The 14,454-nt window shown below is 55.5% G+C and carries 18 protein-coding genes; all 18 read right to left on the bottom strand.

Annotated features, from left to right (window positions below; translation table 11 throughout):
- Nucleotides 1-14: 14 nt before the first annotated feature.
- From BQ8290_RS11755 to BQ8290_RS11675, 18 genes are read right to left on the bottom strand one after another with little or no spacing between them, the layout of a single operon-like run.
- Complete coding sequence (locus tag BQ8290_RS11755) at nucleotides 15-740, bottom strand: biotin--[acetyl-CoA-carboxylase] ligase (protein WP_337661362.1); 726 nt, start codon at nucleotides 738-740, stop codon at nucleotides 15-17.
- A complete protein-coding gene (gene nuoN, locus BQ8290_RS11750; protein ID WP_108790530.1) occupies nucleotides 737-2,215 on the bottom strand; it encodes an NADH-quinone oxidoreductase subunit NuoN in 1,479 nt (492 codons plus the stop codon). The genes BQ8290_RS11755 and nuoN overlap by 4 nt, the downstream gene beginning before the upstream one ends.
- Complete coding sequence (locus BQ8290_RS11745) at nucleotides 2,215-3,786, bottom strand: NADH-quinone oxidoreductase subunit M (RefSeq protein WP_108790527.1); 1,572 nt, start codon at nucleotides 3,784-3,786, stop codon at nucleotides 2,215-2,217. Before BQ8290_RS11745 ends, nuoN begins: the two co-directional genes overlap by 1 nt.
- A gap of 14 nt (nucleotides 3,787-3,800) precedes the next feature.
- Nucleotides 3,801-5,792 carry an NADH-quinone oxidoreductase subunit L gene (gene nuoL, locus BQ8290_RS11740; protein WP_108790524.1) on the bottom strand — a complete coding sequence of 664 codons (1,992 nt, stop codon included), beginning with the start codon at nucleotides 5,790-5,792 and terminating at the stop codon, nucleotides 3,801-3,803.
- Between the two features lie 6 nt (nucleotides 5,793-5,798).
- The gene (nuoK, locus tag BQ8290_RS11735; RefSeq protein WP_108790522.1) at nucleotides 5,799-6,104 is read right to left on the bottom strand and encodes an NADH-quinone oxidoreductase subunit NuoK; all 306 of its coding nucleotides are present in this window, start codon (nucleotides 6,102-6,104) and stop codon (nucleotides 5,799-5,801) included.
- The gene (locus BQ8290_RS11730) at nucleotides 6,101-6,727 is read right to left on the bottom strand and encodes an NADH-quinone oxidoreductase subunit J (RefSeq protein ID WP_108790519.1); all 627 of its coding nucleotides are present in this window, start codon (nucleotides 6,725-6,727) and stop codon (nucleotides 6,101-6,103) included. The genes nuoK and BQ8290_RS11730 overlap by 4 nt, the downstream gene beginning before the upstream one ends.
- A gap of 27 nt (nucleotides 6,728-6,754) precedes the next feature.
- Nucleotides 6,755-7,243 carry an NADH-quinone oxidoreductase subunit NuoI gene (gene nuoI / locus BQ8290_RS11725; protein WP_108790516.1) on the bottom strand — a complete coding sequence of 163 codons (489 nt, stop codon included), beginning with the start codon at nucleotides 7,241-7,243 and terminating at the stop codon, nucleotides 6,755-6,757.
- Nucleotides 7,244-7,247: 4 nt separating this feature from the next.
- Complete coding sequence (locus tag BQ8290_RS11720) at nucleotides 7,248-7,712, bottom strand: hypothetical protein (protein WP_108790513.1); 465 nt, start codon at nucleotides 7,710-7,712, stop codon at nucleotides 7,248-7,250.
- On the bottom strand, nucleotides 7,709-8,788 hold the full coding sequence (gene nuoH, locus BQ8290_RS11715; protein ID WP_108790510.1) for an NADH-quinone oxidoreductase subunit NuoH: 1,080 nt from the start codon (nucleotides 8,786-8,788) through the stop codon (nucleotides 7,709-7,711). Before nuoH ends, BQ8290_RS11720 begins: the two co-directional genes overlap by 4 nt.
- Complete coding sequence (gene nuoG / locus BQ8290_RS11710; protein ID WP_108790508.1) at nucleotides 8,785-10,803, bottom strand: NADH-quinone oxidoreductase subunit NuoG; 2,019 nt, start codon at nucleotides 10,801-10,803, stop codon at nucleotides 8,785-8,787. Before nuoG ends, nuoH begins: the two co-directional genes overlap by 4 nt.
- Complete coding sequence (locus BQ8290_RS11705; RefSeq protein ID WP_108790505.1) at nucleotides 10,796-11,095, bottom strand: hypothetical protein; 300 nt, start codon at nucleotides 11,093-11,095, stop codon at nucleotides 10,796-10,798. The genes nuoG and BQ8290_RS11705 overlap by 8 nt, the downstream gene beginning before the upstream one ends.
- Entirely contained in the window at nucleotides 11,088-11,762 is a 675-nt protein-coding gene (locus BQ8290_RS11700; protein ID WP_108790502.1) for a hypothetical protein, read from the bottom strand. Before BQ8290_RS11700 ends, BQ8290_RS11705 begins: the two co-directional genes overlap by 8 nt.
- A complete protein-coding gene (nuoF, locus tag BQ8290_RS11695; protein WP_108790499.1) occupies nucleotides 11,759-13,051 on the bottom strand; it encodes an NADH-quinone oxidoreductase subunit NuoF in 1,293 nt (430 codons plus the stop codon). Before nuoF ends, BQ8290_RS11700 begins: the two co-directional genes overlap by 4 nt.
- Complete coding sequence (locus tag BQ8290_RS11690) at nucleotides 13,051-13,215, bottom strand: hypothetical protein (protein WP_337661361.1); 165 nt, start codon at nucleotides 13,213-13,215, stop codon at nucleotides 13,051-13,053. Before BQ8290_RS11690 ends, nuoF begins: the two co-directional genes overlap by 1 nt.
- Before the next feature lie 7 nt (nucleotides 13,216-13,222).
- Nucleotides 13,223-13,408 (bottom strand): hypothetical protein, encoded by a 186-nt coding sequence (locus tag BQ8290_RS11685; protein WP_108790494.1) that lies wholly within the window; start codon nucleotides 13,406-13,408, stop codon nucleotides 13,223-13,225.
- Nucleotides 13,405-13,581 (bottom strand): hypothetical protein, encoded by a 177-nt coding sequence (locus BQ8290_RS15205; protein ID WP_337661360.1) that lies wholly within the window; start codon nucleotides 13,579-13,581, stop codon nucleotides 13,405-13,407. Before BQ8290_RS15205 ends, BQ8290_RS11685 begins: the two co-directional genes overlap by 4 nt.
- Complete coding sequence (locus BQ8290_RS11680; protein WP_108790491.1) at nucleotides 13,581-14,249, bottom strand: NADH-quinone oxidoreductase subunit NuoE; 669 nt, start codon at nucleotides 14,247-14,249, stop codon at nucleotides 13,581-13,583. The genes BQ8290_RS15205 and BQ8290_RS11680 overlap by 1 nt, the downstream gene beginning before the upstream one ends.
- Nucleotides 14,242-14,448: a hypothetical protein gene (locus tag BQ8290_RS11675; RefSeq protein WP_337661359.1), complete on the bottom strand. Its 207-nt coding sequence runs from the start codon at nucleotides 14,446-14,448 to the stop codon at nucleotides 14,242-14,244. The genes BQ8290_RS11680 and BQ8290_RS11675 overlap by 8 nt, the downstream gene beginning before the upstream one ends.
- Between the last annotated feature and the right edge of the window lie 6 nt (nucleotides 14,449-14,454).

Here is a 14,454-nt window from a genome sequence, read left to right as displayed (position 1 = left end):
CCCAACCGCCACCATCAGCTGATGTCGCCCGCACGTATGGTGCGTTCCGATCCATCGGCCAAAGTTATGCGCAAGGCTCCGTCGGTGTTGTCGAGGCCAAAGAATTCCCCGGTGATAGTGGAGCCATCGGTGTCATGCACAGTAATCGGGGATCCAGTGTAATGCAGCGAATTGAAAACGAACCCTTTGAGGATTGGGATCAAACCATCGGTGCGCCACGCGGCCAAATAACGCGCAAACACACTGGCCAAAATCTCGGCAAATGCTTCCACTGATGGCGCAGTACCGTGATCTTTCAACGAGGCGGTTTTGCGATCCGAAAAGCTGGGTGCGTTGTCCAAATTGACCCCCACACCCACAACGACATTTGTGCCCACCATCTCTAATAAAATGCCCGACACTTTGCCGCCATCTAGCAGCACGTCATTCGGCCATTTCAATTTGGGGCGACAAGCGCCGTCCAGCGCTTCGTCGATGGCCTGACCAACGGCCAACGCCGCCACAAAACTAAGCGATGCCGGTGGTGGATCACCGTCCTGGATAGCCACCGTGGTCGATCCCATGAAGTTTCCAGAGCCATCGTGCCAATCGCGTCCTTGGCGACCTTTGCCGGCCGTTTGCCGACGAGCGACGTGCCAAACACCTTCAGTGGGTTGATCGCCAGAACGCAGCGCTCCGGCCAAATCGGCGTTGGTCGAACCGGTCTCTTCAACCAGTGTGAAGTGTTGAGCCCCGCTCAAACCGCAACGAACAGCGCCGCCGCCGCCTTATCAGTCAAATCAGTGAGCGACCCAGTGAGCAAGTAGCCGAGAGGCGAAACAATCGCCGCCGTCAGGATCAGCAACACCCAATGCGCCGTACCGCTTTTGCCGGTCACGACATCGGCAGCGTCATCAAAGAACATCACTTTGACGAATTTTATGTAATAGAACGCGCCGATAACACTCGCCGCGATGGCAATGGCGGCAAACGCCACAAGCCCGGCATCCACCGTCGCCTTAAAGATCACGAACTTGCTGTAAAAGCCAAGCAATGGTGGGATGCCCGCAAGGCTGAACATTTGGATCAAAAGCGTCCACGCAATAACCGGTCGCGTCACCGCTAGACCACGAATATCGCCAAAGGTTTCGTACAAATCACCGTCTTCGCCGCGCAACATCAACAAAGCGGTAAAGCTGCCCAAGCTCATCACGACATAGATGAAAAGATACACGAGCATCGCGCTCGCCCCTTGCGCGGTTCCCACCGCAAGGCCCAGCAAAATAAAGCCGATATTGTTGATTGAGGAATAGGCCAGCAATCGTTTCAGATTGTCTTGGCCGATCGCCCCAAGCGCGCCGAACACAATCGATGCGAGCGCGGTGAACATGACGATTTGTTGCCATGCATCAACCTGTCCGCCGAACACTTCGAAAACGACGCGCGCGGTCAAAGCAACAGCGGCTACTTTCGGAGCGGTCGAGAAGAACATTGTGACCGGAGTTGGTGCCCCTTCGTACACGTCAGGCGTCCACATATGGAACGGCACCGCAGCGATCTTAAATGCAAGGCCCGACATCACAAAGATCAAGCCAAACAATTGGCCGGTGCCCAAATCACCTTCGAGCCCTGCGCGCACGCTGGCGAAATCGGTGCCGCCGGTGAAGCCATAGAGAAGGCTCATCCCGTAAAGCAGGATACCCGAGGCAAGCGCGCCCAATACAAAGTACTTCAGACCAGCTTCGGCCGATCGCTGATCTTTGCGAAGGATCGATGCCAGCACATAAGACGCAAGGCTGTTCAATTCGAGGCCGAGGTAAAGCGCCATGAAATCATTGGCCGAAACCATGATGCTCATACCAAGAGCGGCAAAGAGGATTAGAACCGGATATTCGGCCCGCATTCCGCGTTCTTCGCCGGCCGCGGGGCCATTGAAGAACGCCGGCGCCACCACCAAACAAGCGATGGCAGCAAGGTAGATCACCGCTTTTGCAAACAGCGCAAATGTATCGACTTTTAACAATCCGCCAAAAGCGAGAGTGTCGGGACCATCCACGCCCGTGTGAAGGGATGGTACAAGAGTAAGGCCAACCACAAAGAACACACACGCAGCCGCGATTGAGATGCCTGTCGCGGCCTTGTCCCCTGCCCAAGCAGCAACCAACAACAGGATCAATCCCGCCGCGGTCAAAGTCAGTTCGGGTGTCACAAGGACAAAACTAGGGATGAAATCCATCAGTGTTCTCCCTCTTGTGAGTGCTCGCCAGCATCGGTGTCGTATTCAATAGCATTGGCCGCCGCCTCACGCGGAGTGCCCGCCGCCAAATCCGCGTCGCTTTGCGGCGCAGAACCGCTGATTTGAGCATCAAGGACCGCGATGTCGGCGCGCATAGGAGCAAGGAAGCTTTCTGGATAAACACCCATCCACATCACCGCCGCCGCGATTGGAACCATCATGGCCCATTCGCGCGGACGAATATCTGACATTGCCGCTGCGTCCTCGTTGACCTGATCGCCAAATGCGACGCGGCGGTAGAGATACAACATGTATGCAGCGCCCAGAATAATCCCTGTGGTGCAAATCAGAGCCACAAGGCTGGAGGTTTGGTATATCCCCGCAAGCGACAGGAATTCGCCGACAAAACCGCTTGTTCCCGGCAAACCAATCGATGCCATTGTGAACAATAGGAAGAACGTCGCGTAATACGGCATGTTGATCGACAAGCCGCCATACCTAGCGATCTCTCGCGTGTGCAGGCGGTCGTAAATCACGCCGACACACAGGAACAATGCCCCGGAAACCAAGCCGTGTGAGAGCATGATCAACATCGCGCCCTCAAGCCCTTGGATGTTGAACGCGAAAAGGCCGACCGTTACAATCGCCATGTGGGCGACGCTGGAATACGCGATCAGTTTCTTCATGTCTTCTTGAACCAACGCCACCAGCGAAGTGTAAATCACCGCCACCATGGAAAGCGCGAACACAAACCATGCAAAATCGGCGCTGGCATCAGGGAACATCGGCAAACTGAACCTGATGAAACCGTAACCACCCAATTTCAGCAAAACACCGGCAAGGATCACAGAACCTGCGGTGGGCGCCTGAACGTGGGCATCGGGAAGCCATGTGTGGAACGGCCACATCGGGACTTTCACTGCAAAGCTGGCGAAGAAAGCAAGCCAGAGCCACGTTTGCGCCCCGGGCGCAAAGTCATATTCCATCAAAGTCGGAATGTCCGACGTACCAGCAGTAGCCGTCATCCAGAACATCGCGATCAGCATCAGAACTGATCCAAACAATGTGTAGAGGAAGAATTTGTAGCTGGCGTAGATGCGGTTATCGCCGCCCCACACACCGATGATGAGATACATCGGGATCAGGCCGGCTTCGAAAAAGATGTAAAACAAGAATAAGTCTTGCGCTGCAAAGGTGCCAATCATCAGCACCTCCATGAACAAAAACGCGCTCATATATTCGCCGACGCGTTTTTGAATTGCTTCCCAACTGGCCAGAATGCAGATCGGCATCAGGAACACGCTGAGCATGATCAGCATCAGCGATATGCCGTCGATCCCCAAAGCGTAGGAAAACCCAGCAAACAGGTCATGTTTCTCCTGAAACTGCCATTGGGCTCCGCCAATTTCGTAATTCACCCACAGCAATACGCCGAGAGCGAATGTGACCAAAGTAGCAGCCAAGGCGATCCCGCGCGCCATCGCGCCCTCGCCCCGATTGCCGACAATCAAACAAAGGATCGCGCCTACGAGAGGCACCAACATCATTGTGGTGAGAATGGGAAATTCCATTGCGCGAGCGCCCCCTAGAGCAGCACGTAAGTGACAGCGGCGATCAGACCCAAAAGCATGATCAAAGCGTAAGTGTAGAGATAGCCCGACTGGATCGATTTGGCCGCGATAGAGCTGCGCTCCACCGCCCAAGCGATACCATTAGGACCAAAGCGGTCGATGGTTCCGATATCACCCAACTTCCAAAACTGGCGTCCAAACCAGAAAGCGGGTTTTACAAAGATCCGATCATACAGCTCATCGAAATACCATTTGTTGAAAACAAATTTGTGGAGCGGGCCGAAGGTGCCAACGAATTTGCCGGGAATGTCAGGTTTAGCAATGTAGGCGACGTATGCCCCGACAAAGCCGATGACCATCACGACCAGCGCCGAATACTTCACCCAATAAGGAACCGCGTGCATCGCGTGCATCAGGTTGTCATTGTAGTAGATCGAACCGGCCCAGAACGCAGCATCATCCAGGAAACTCGGTGCGAAGAATTGCCCAGCAAACACCGCACCCACCGACAGCAGGGCCAGAGGGATCATCATCGTTATCGGGCTTTCGTGCGGATGGTATCCGCCGGTTGTGTCTTCGCCCGCTTCTTCGGGTGTTTTATGAACCGAGTGTTGAATATGCTCACTCTCAATCCATCGCGGTTTGCCCCAGAATGTAAGGAACATCAGCCGCCAGCTGTAAAAGCTGGTCAACAACGCCGCGACCACACCGAGCCAGAACGCCGTTACAGAAATCTCTGTCCCCCGTGCAAAGGCCACCTCAAGCACGGCGTCTTTCGACCAGAAACCAGCAAAACCAACGCCGAGATGATAAACGCCAAGCCCCGTTATCGCCAACGTACCCGCCATCATCGCAGCAAAGGTGAATGGGATTTTCTTACGCAGACCGCCGTAATACCGCATGTCTTGTTCGTGGTGCATCGCATGGATGACAGAGCCCGCGCCAAGGAACAGCAGCGCTTTAAAGAAAGCGTGCGTGAAGAGGTGGAACATCGCGACATTGTACGCGCCGACACCAGCAGCAAAGAACATATAGCCAAGCTGTGAGCAGGTGGAATACGCGATCACGCGTTTGATATCCCACTGGGTCGTACCAATCGTAGCGGCAAAGAAACATGTAGCCGCGCCAATCACCGTGACAATCATCAAGGCCGTGGGAGCCGTTTCAAACATCGGTGACAGACGGCAGAGCATGAACACGCCAGCGGTCACCATGGTTGCTGCGTGGATTAGAGCAGAAACCGGTGTCGGGCCTTCCATCGCATCGGGCAACCAAGTGTGCAGGCCCAGTTGCGCCGATTTACCCATCGCGCCGATGAACAGCAGGATGCAGAGAATATCCATTGTATAGAGGCGCATGCCCAGGAACGTGATCGTTGATCCGCTCATCCCCGGTGCAGCTGCCAGAATTTCGGGAATAGACGTCGTCTGGAACACCACAAAGGTTCCGAAAATGCCCAGCATAAAACCGAGATCGCCGACCCGATTGACCACAAACGCCTTAATCGCAGCGGCTCCAGCGGTCGGTTTCTTAAACCAAAACCCGATCAATAGGTATGATGCGAGACCAACGCCTTCCCAACCAAAGAACATTTGGACGAGATTGTCGGCGGTCACCAACATCAACATCGCAAAGGTAAAAAGCGAGAGGTAGGCGAAGAAGCGCGGCTGATCCGGATCTTCGTCCATGTAGCCCCATGAATAGAGGTGGACGAGCGCCGAAACGCTGTTGATCACCACAAGCATCACCGCCGTCAAGGCATCAACGCGCAACGCCCAGTCAAAGCTCATCGTGCCCGATTGCACCCATTTGAGCACCGGGACGACATGCGCCGTCTCTGACCCGTTGAGGAACCCGATAAAGATCGGCCAGCTAAGCGCCGCGGACAGGAACAGCGCCCCCGTCGTGATCGATTTGGTCATGGTGTTGCCCAGCGCACGGTTGCCCAGACCAGCGATGATCGAGGCAAGCAACGGTGCGAAGACTATGATGAGGATCGGATCCACCGGCTGTTATCCCTTCATCCGGTTGACATCGTCGACGGCGATCGTGCCGCGGCCGCGATAGTAGATGACGAGAATGGCAAGCCCGATGGCCGCCTCTGCCGCAGCAACGGTCAGGACCATCATCGCGAAAATTTGCCCTGTTAGGTCATTCATGAACGCGCTGAACGCGACGAGATTGATGTTCACCGCCAGCAAGATGAGCTCAACCGCCATCAGAATGACGATCACATTCTTGCGGTTCAAGAAAATGCCCAACACGCCCAGCACGAACAAAATCGCGCCAACGACAAGGTAGTGTTCGATGCCGATCACAACTCGACCCCTTTTCCGTAATCCGGATTTTTCAACACCGTCGCGTCTTCGGGACGGCGGGAGATTTGTTTGCCGATATCTTGACGTGCGCGTGCGCCGGCCTTGGGTTCGCGGTGCGTCAGGACAATCGCCCCAATCATCGCCACCAAAAGGATGATTCCGGCGATTTCGAACAAAATGATGTAGGGGCCATAAAGCAGCGCACCGATCGCCTCGATGTTGCTAACCCCTGCACGATCCGCCGCGGCCATCCCATCCGGCGATCCCAATTCCAGCCCGCCGGCATTGTACGCGCCCAGTCCCAAGACGAGTTCTGCCAAAAGAATCAAGGCAACCGCAATTCCCAGCGGAAAGTTCTTGATAAATCCGGCGCGCATGGCGGCAAAATCGATGTCGAGCATCATAACCACGAATAGGAACAAAACCGCGACTGCGCCAACATACACGATGACCAAAAGCATCGCGATAAACTCCGCGCCGACCAACACCATGAGGCCCGCCGCGTTGAAAAACGCAAGGATCAACCACAGCACGCTGTGTACTGGGTTGCGCGACATGATGACCATCACCGCCCCGGCGATGACCAACCCTGCGAACAGGTAGAATGCGAGTGTTTCTATCATAGTCCCTGTTGTCCCGTCGGGGCGCCCTTAACGATAGGGTGCATCGGCTTCAAGATTGGCCGCGATGGCCCGTTCCCATTTGTCACCATTTGCGAGCAATTTTGCTTTGTCATAGAGCAATTCCTCGCGCGTTTCGGTGGCGTATTCAAAGTTTGGTCCCTCAACCACGGCGTCCACTGGACAGGCTTCCTGACAGAAACCGCAATAGATGCATTTGGTCATGTCGATGTCGTAGCGCGTCGTACGGCGGCTGCCGTCATCACGCGGTTCGCTCTCAATCGTGATCGCTTGCGCGGGGCACACGGCCTCGCAGAGTTTGCACGCGATGCAGCGTTCCTCGCCATTGGGATAGCGGCGAAGCGCATGCTCACCGCGAAAACGCGGGGACAGCGGCGATTTCTCAAACGGATAGTTGATCGTCACCTTTGGCTTGAAGAAATACTTCAAGGTTAGCGCATGCGCCTTGAGGAATTCCCAAAGGGTGAACGATTTGAGGAGCTGTTTTGCGGAGGTCATAGCGTCATCCCGCTTCCTGTGAGTTGTAATCGGAAATGTCAGCTTCCCAGCCCAATGTTGCGTGGCAGACGAATGAATGGTTCTGATCGTCTGACACGCGGTTGTAACCGGCCGCAACCACCCAACCTTTCGCCAGCGGCTCGTTGAAATAGACTGTGTATTCCTGTCCGTGGAGACTAATCTGGTCGTATTCTGAGTTTACACGGAGGATCGAGACGCCATCTGGATCAAACCAGTGGCCTTCAAATACGAAACGGTCCGAAGGTGGTGCAATCTCATTGTCGACCTCATCACTCTCAAACATCGTGCGCAGACCGTTCACTCGAAAGCTAAAGGCTTTGTCGAGTGTCTCAGGAATTTGCGACCAATCTTTGCCCGGATCACGCTCACCACCCAAGCAATCGAAGACCGCATCAGTATCGCCAAGTGGCACCATTAGAGCTGCGGTAGCGAATGCTAAAATGCTCATGATGCGTTCCAATCAATTATCGCAAACTGCTCACCGAAATGCCCCGTGGCCATCAGATAACCTGAGATGAGTGCGACAAAGATCAGGCTCATCGGCAGGAACACCTTCCAGCCAAGCCGCATCAATTGGTCATAGCGATACCGCGGGACGGTCGCCCATATCCAGCTGAAGACGAGGAAGAAGCCAAACGTCTTGAGCAGGAACCAAATAAAGCCCGGCACATAATACAGCGGTGCCCATTCGATCGGTGGCAACCACCCTCCAAAGAACAGCAGCGTGCACAGCGAGCACATCAACAAAATGTTCGCATACTCACCCAGCCAGAACAGCGCGAAGCTCATGCTCGAATATTCGGTTTGATACCCGGCGACAAGCTCACTCTCCGCCTCAGTCAGATCGAACGGTGCACGGGCGGTTTCTGCGAGCGCGCAAATGAAAAACACCACGAAGATCGGGAACAGAAGCGGGTTGAAGAAGAACCCATTGACGATCCCAAGCCCGTGCCCTTTTTGGGCGAGCACGATCTCTGTCATGTTGAACGACTTTGACCACAGAACGACGCAGACCAGAATGAAGCCGATGGAGACCTCGTAAGAGATCATCTGTGCCGCCGCGCGCATGGCCGAAAAGAACGGGTATTTGGAGTTAGACGCCCACCCGCTCATCACGACGCCGTAAACGCCCAGTGAGCTGATCGCGAGAATGTAGAGAAGGCCTACATTGATGTCGGCCAAAACAACGCCATCCGCGAACGGGATCACCGCCCACGCCGCCAAAGCGACAGTGAATGTGATGATCGGCGCGAGGAGGAAAATCCCTTTGTTCGCAGCGGTCGGGATGATCGTCTCTTGAAGGAAAACCTTTAGGCCGTCAGCGAAGCTCTGCAGCAAGCCAAACGGGCCAACCACGTTCGGCCCCCGGCGCAACATAATCGCGCCCAGAACTTTGCGATCGACATAGATCACCATCGCCACCGCAAGCATAAGCGGCAGCGCAATGAGCAAAATGCCTGCAATAGTGGCAACGCCCCATGCCCATTCATAAGACATGCCTAAACCTTGGAAGAACTCGGTCATTCCGCAGCCTCCTTCAGCTCATCGCCGTGGATCAGTTCTGCCGAACATTGCTGCATCACCGCGCTTGCACGGGCAATTGGATTGGTGAGGTAGAAATCTTTGATCGGGTAGGCAGAAATAGTGCCTTCACCTTTCGCTTTGCTGTCGGCTTTCGGCAGCGCGCCATAATCGGCCACCGCCTCTTCACCCAATGCAGGCACTTCGACGATCATGGCGCTTTGCAATTCGGCAAAACTGTCGAAACCAACATCAACGCCCAACGCGTCGGCCAAGGCTCGCAAAATCGTCCAATCTTCACGCGCATCACCCGGCGCGAACACAGATTTCTCTGCAAACTGCACGCGCCCTTCGGTGTTGACGTATGTTCCGTCTTTTTCGGCATAGCTTGCTGCCGGAAGAATCACGTCGGCCGCATGCGCGCCCTTATCGCCGTGGTGGCCGATATAGACCTTTAGACTGTCGGCAAACGGTTCGTGGTCCATTTCATCCGCACCGAGGCTGATCACAACCTTAGGTGACTGTGCGGCGATGTCCGCCATGCCGCCCGGTACCGTGAAATCGAGCATCAGCGAACCCATCCGCGCCGCGCTCATATGCAGCACGTTAAATCCGTTCCAACCGTCTTTCACGAGGCCAAATTTGTCGACCAGTTTGAGCGCCGGAGCCAATGCCCCATTTGCCAATGCCGCGCCGCCAAGGATAACCGCAGGGCGTTCAGCCGCCTTCATCGCATCGCCCAATGCTTTGGGAACGCGATTAAGCACCTTTAGATCTTCACCAAGGAATTCAGCGGGATAGGTCGTTTCCCATTCAGGGCCGACGACAAACACCTTCGCGCCAGACTTTACAGCTTTGCGAATACGCGCATTCACCAGTGCCGCTTCCCAGCGGATGTGGCTGCCGATGATCAGGATAGCATCGGCTGTTTCAATCCCAGCGAGCCCTGAGTTGAAATTCACCGCTGCGATGTTCGACACATCGTATGTCATTCCGGTCTGGCGCGCTTCGATTAGCGACGATCCGCAAGCCTTAAGCAGCGTTTTGGCCGCGAACATCGTTTCGCAATCGACCATGTCGCCCGCAACAGCCGCGATGGACGATGTGTCATCGCCAAGGTGCGAAGCGATGGCGTCAAACGCATCGCTCCAGTTCGAAGCCGCGAGCTTGCCGCCTTTGCGAACGAACACTTTATCAAGCCGCCGTTTTGTCAGGCCATCGACCTGATACCGCGCCTTGTCAGAGAGCCATTCCTCATTAACGTCGTCGTTGATGCGCGGGAGCGCCCGCATGACTTCGCGGCCTTTGGAATGCAGCGAAATGTTCGCGCCCACGGCGTCAGAGACGTCGATGCTGAGCGTGCGCTTCAATTCCCATGGCCGCGCTTCGAACGCATAGGGGCGCGACGTCAAAGCGCCCACTGGGCATAAATCGATCACGTTCGCAGACAATTCGTGTGACGCGGCCTGCTCCAAATAGGTCGTGATCTGCATGTCTTCGCCGCGATAAAGCGCGCCGATTTCGTCAACACCCGCGATCTCTTCGGAGAACCGAACGCAGCGTGTGCAGTGAATGCAGCGGGTCATGGTCGTGCTGATCAGCGGGCCCATGTATTTCTCGGTCACGGCGCGTTTGTCTTCGCGCTCATACCGGGAACCACCGCGTCCATAGGCAACGGCTTGATCCTGCAAATCGCACTCTCCGCCTTGATCGCAAATCGGGCAATCAAGCGGGTGGTTAATCAGGAGAAACTCCATCACCCCTTCGCGCGCCTTTTTGACCATAGGCGTGTCGGTGCGGATTTCCTGCCCCTCACCCGCTGGCAAAGCGCACGATGCCTGAGGCTTAGGCGGCCCCGGCTTCACTTCGACCAAGCACATGCGGCAATTGCCGGCGATGGACAGCCGTTCATGATAGCAGAAACGCGGGATCTCTTTGCCCGCCTGCTCGCAAGCCTGCAAAACAGTCGCGCCCTGAGGGACTTCAATTTCTTGGCCGTCTACGGTGACTTTAGGCATCGGTTTCTTCCTTCGCCGGATAGCCAAGTTTTACGGCTGCAAAGGTCGTGGCAGTCAGTGCAGCGAAAGCGAGGGGAGGTATTGCCCAACTGGCAAAGCTCTCTGCTCCAACTGCAAATTCGCCATAGCGATCAACCGCGAGCGCAATCGCAGCCACAGCAGAGCCCGCGCTGATTGAATAGCCAATGGTTTTCTTAGGGGCGTTCTTTGTTCCGTCCCTTCGCACGTCTGCAAGAGGATAGTCCTTTTCCAGAACTTCGATTGTCTGGCCGTCTACGGTGACTTTAGGCATCGCTACCTCCTACGCTCTGGTTGTCGCCGTTATCGGTGATCGTGGTGCGATATAGCGCCTCGGAAATTGCGAGGCGCACGTCTGTTGGAACGATTTCAACGTCTCGCCCTTGCGGAAGGCAAGGTCCAAACTCTGAAACAATTTCCCGGATGAATTGCAGCTCTCCGCGCGACGAAATCTTGGTCTCTTCAACCAAGTTTTGCGCCGTATCGTAGTGCCGCGCGACAAAACAGTCGGCAAAATCATGAATGCTCGCAACACTTTCTGGTTCATCAAAGGTAGGAGAGAATTGACCATCCAAATCTTTGACATGCCGTTCGAAAATCGCTTCAGCCATCGCACCGCGAACATGCGCTCTTACGATCGAGGCTGAAACGAATGTCTGCATGCACGGATTGTTGCTCCGGCCGTTGTTGAACAAATCATCCCACGCCGATCCCTCGGCGCGCGATCCCGGCACCGTGGAAAGAAACGTGACGGCCTCGTCTTTCTTCGAGCTGGAGAGGCAATGGCCCAATTGACGCACCAAATACCAATAATCACGCTCCGAGCCTTCGACGGGCGCGCTGCTGTAGCCCGAAGTACCGGGCGAAAGTTGCGCGTGAACAGGCAGAATTGCCCCGCCCGCCAACACAACAAACAATAAGGCGGCGATGAGGTGCCTCATTCTGCCGCCTCCGCAAATTGTGCATTATGCTCGTGGATCCGGCGCTCCAACTCTGGCCGGAAGTGACGGATCAGGCCTTGCACGGGCCACGCCGCCGCATCGCCCAACGCGCAGATTGTGTGCCCCTCGACCTGCTTCGTCACCTCTTGCAGCATGTCAATTTCTTCGATGGCCGCATCGCCTGTGCGAAGCCGCTCCATCATGCGCCACATCCAACCGGTGCCTTCGCGGCACGGCGTGCACTGGCCGCAAGATTCGTGCTTGTAGAAATAGCTTAATCGGCTGATCGCGCGCACGATATCGGTGGATTTGTCCATCACAATGACCGCCGCCGTGCCAAGACCAGAGCCGAGTTCTTTCAAACCGTCAAAGTCCATTGGGGCATGGCGAATTTGATCGGCAGGAACCAACGGAACAGATGAACCGCCCGGGATCACCGCAAGCAGATTGTCCCATCCGCCACGAATGCCGCCGCAATGCTTTTCGATCAGCTCCTCAAACGGAATGCTCATCGCTTCTTCGACGACGCATGGGTTTTCAACGTGGCCGCTGATTTGGAATAGCTTAGTCCCCGCATTGCCTTCGCGGCCAAAGCTGCTGAACCAAGACGCGCCGCGTCGCAGGATCGTTGGAACCACCGCGATGCTTTCAACATTGTTGACCGTGGTGGGACACCCATAAAGGCCCGCGCCCGCCGGGAATGGCGGCTTCAAACGCGGCTGACCTTTTTTGCCCTCGAGGCTTTCGATCATCGCGGTTTCTTCACCGCAAATATACGCGCCAGCACCCCGGTGCATGAACACGTCAAAATCGTAGCCGGACCCGCTAGCATTCTTTCCGATCAGGCCAGCCTCATAGGCTTCGTCGATGGCCGCCTGGAGCGTTTCAGCTTCGCGGATATATTCACCGCGAACATAGATATACGCCGCTCGTGCACGCATGGCGAAGCCTGCGACCAAAGCGCCTTCGATCAATTTGTGTGGATCATGACGCAGGATCTCGCGATCCTTACAACTGCCCGGTTCGGATTCATCGGCGTTGATGACCAGAAAACTGGGCCGGCCATCTGCCGATGATTTGGGCATGAACGACCATTTGAGACCAGTAGGGAAACCTGCCCCGCCCCGCCCGCGCAGACCCGATGCCTTCATCTCATCGATGATCGCGTCGTTGCCGCGTTCAATCAACGCTTTCGTGCCATCCCAATCGCCGCGCTTTTGCGCCGCCTTTAGACCCCAATCTTGGAAGCCATAGACGTTGGTGAAGATGCGGTCCTTATCAGCCAGCATCAGCTTTCATCTCCATTTTCTAACCGGTCGGCGTCTTTGCTTTTATGTTGCGAGATAAGCGCGGCACCGATCGCCAAAAACGCTGCACCCAAAGCGACATTGACGGTAGGAATAAACACCGCGCCCAACGCGATGAAAGCCATGCCGCCGGTCTTATAATTCATGTCTTTCTCAACCGGCATCATCATCATCCTTCGACTTTGCCAGTTTCAATTGACGCAATGTCAGAACCTGAAACATCAAACCCATTGCCATCAATGCGATGCCCGTGGTCCGATCTCCCGTCGCGGCGAGATACGCGCCGACGCCAAAGCCGACGAGACCGGCGATCATCAAGGCGAGAACGCCGCCGTTCATTGATCATCCTCAGCATTTTTCTTGGTCAAAAAGACCGCGCCCACAATGATCAAAGCCAACCCCGATGGCATAAAAGCTGGCCCCACAGTCACGCCAAGGCTGATCGCCAGGCCAAAGCCTGCGATCAAGAACACAATCCCTAGTGTGCGGTAATCGGTCTTGTCTTCTTCCATCAATACTCACCCCGATAATCGTGGTTCGCATCAACCATCGCTTTAAGCGACGTTACGCCGTCCTTTGGTTCGGATGTGTGGCGACCCGGTTCCTGCGTTCCCGCCTTTGGCGTTTCACCGGCGGCCAACGCATCCAAAACCGCATCAAGGCGGTCTGCGGTCAAATCTTCGTAATTGTCATCGTTGATCTGAACCATCGGCGCGGTAGCGCAATTACCCATGCACTCAACCTCAGTAAGGGTCCAAAGGCCGTCTTCCGAAACTTCGCCCTTGGCCATGCCGCGTTTCTTACACGCGCTGATGATGTCGTCCGAACCGCGCAGCATGCACGGCGTCGTGCCGCATACCTGCACGTGGAATTTTCCGACCGGCTTCATGTTGTACATGAAATAAAAGGTCGCGACTTCGAGCACGCGGATGACCGGCATATCGAGATATTTCGCAATATATTCGATCACCGGCAGCGGCAGCCAGCCTTGTGTGTCTGTCTCTGCACCAACCTGACGCTGACCCAGATCGAGCAGCGCCATCACTGCCGATTTCTGGCGCCCGTCCGGGTACTTGGCGATGTGATAATCCGCCTTAGCCTTGTTTTCCTTCGTCCAAGCGAAGTCACCCCAGCGCGCGCGGAGTTCAGGCGTATCGGGTGCAGGTGTACGGTCAGCCATGTTCAGAATTCTCAGGTTTGTCGTTCGTTGTCGCGGTATGCCCCAGCCAAAGCGCCGCGATCCACCAAATCACCATGCCCCCAATCAGGACGCCAGAAACGAGCCAACCGTTACCTCCATACACTTGAAGAAAACCGCCCTCAGGTGCGAACAAGGCGTAAAAAATCACCGGCCCCGCGATAATTGCAGCAGCGGTCATCAAGAG

The organism is Erythrobacter sp. Alg231-14 (assembly GCF_900149685.1).
Lineage (GTDB): Bacteria > Pseudomonadota > Alphaproteobacteria > Sphingomonadales > Sphingomonadaceae > Erythrobacter.
Note: the sequence above shows the minus strand (reverse complement) of the source record. Positions and strands in the feature narration are given on the sequence as shown.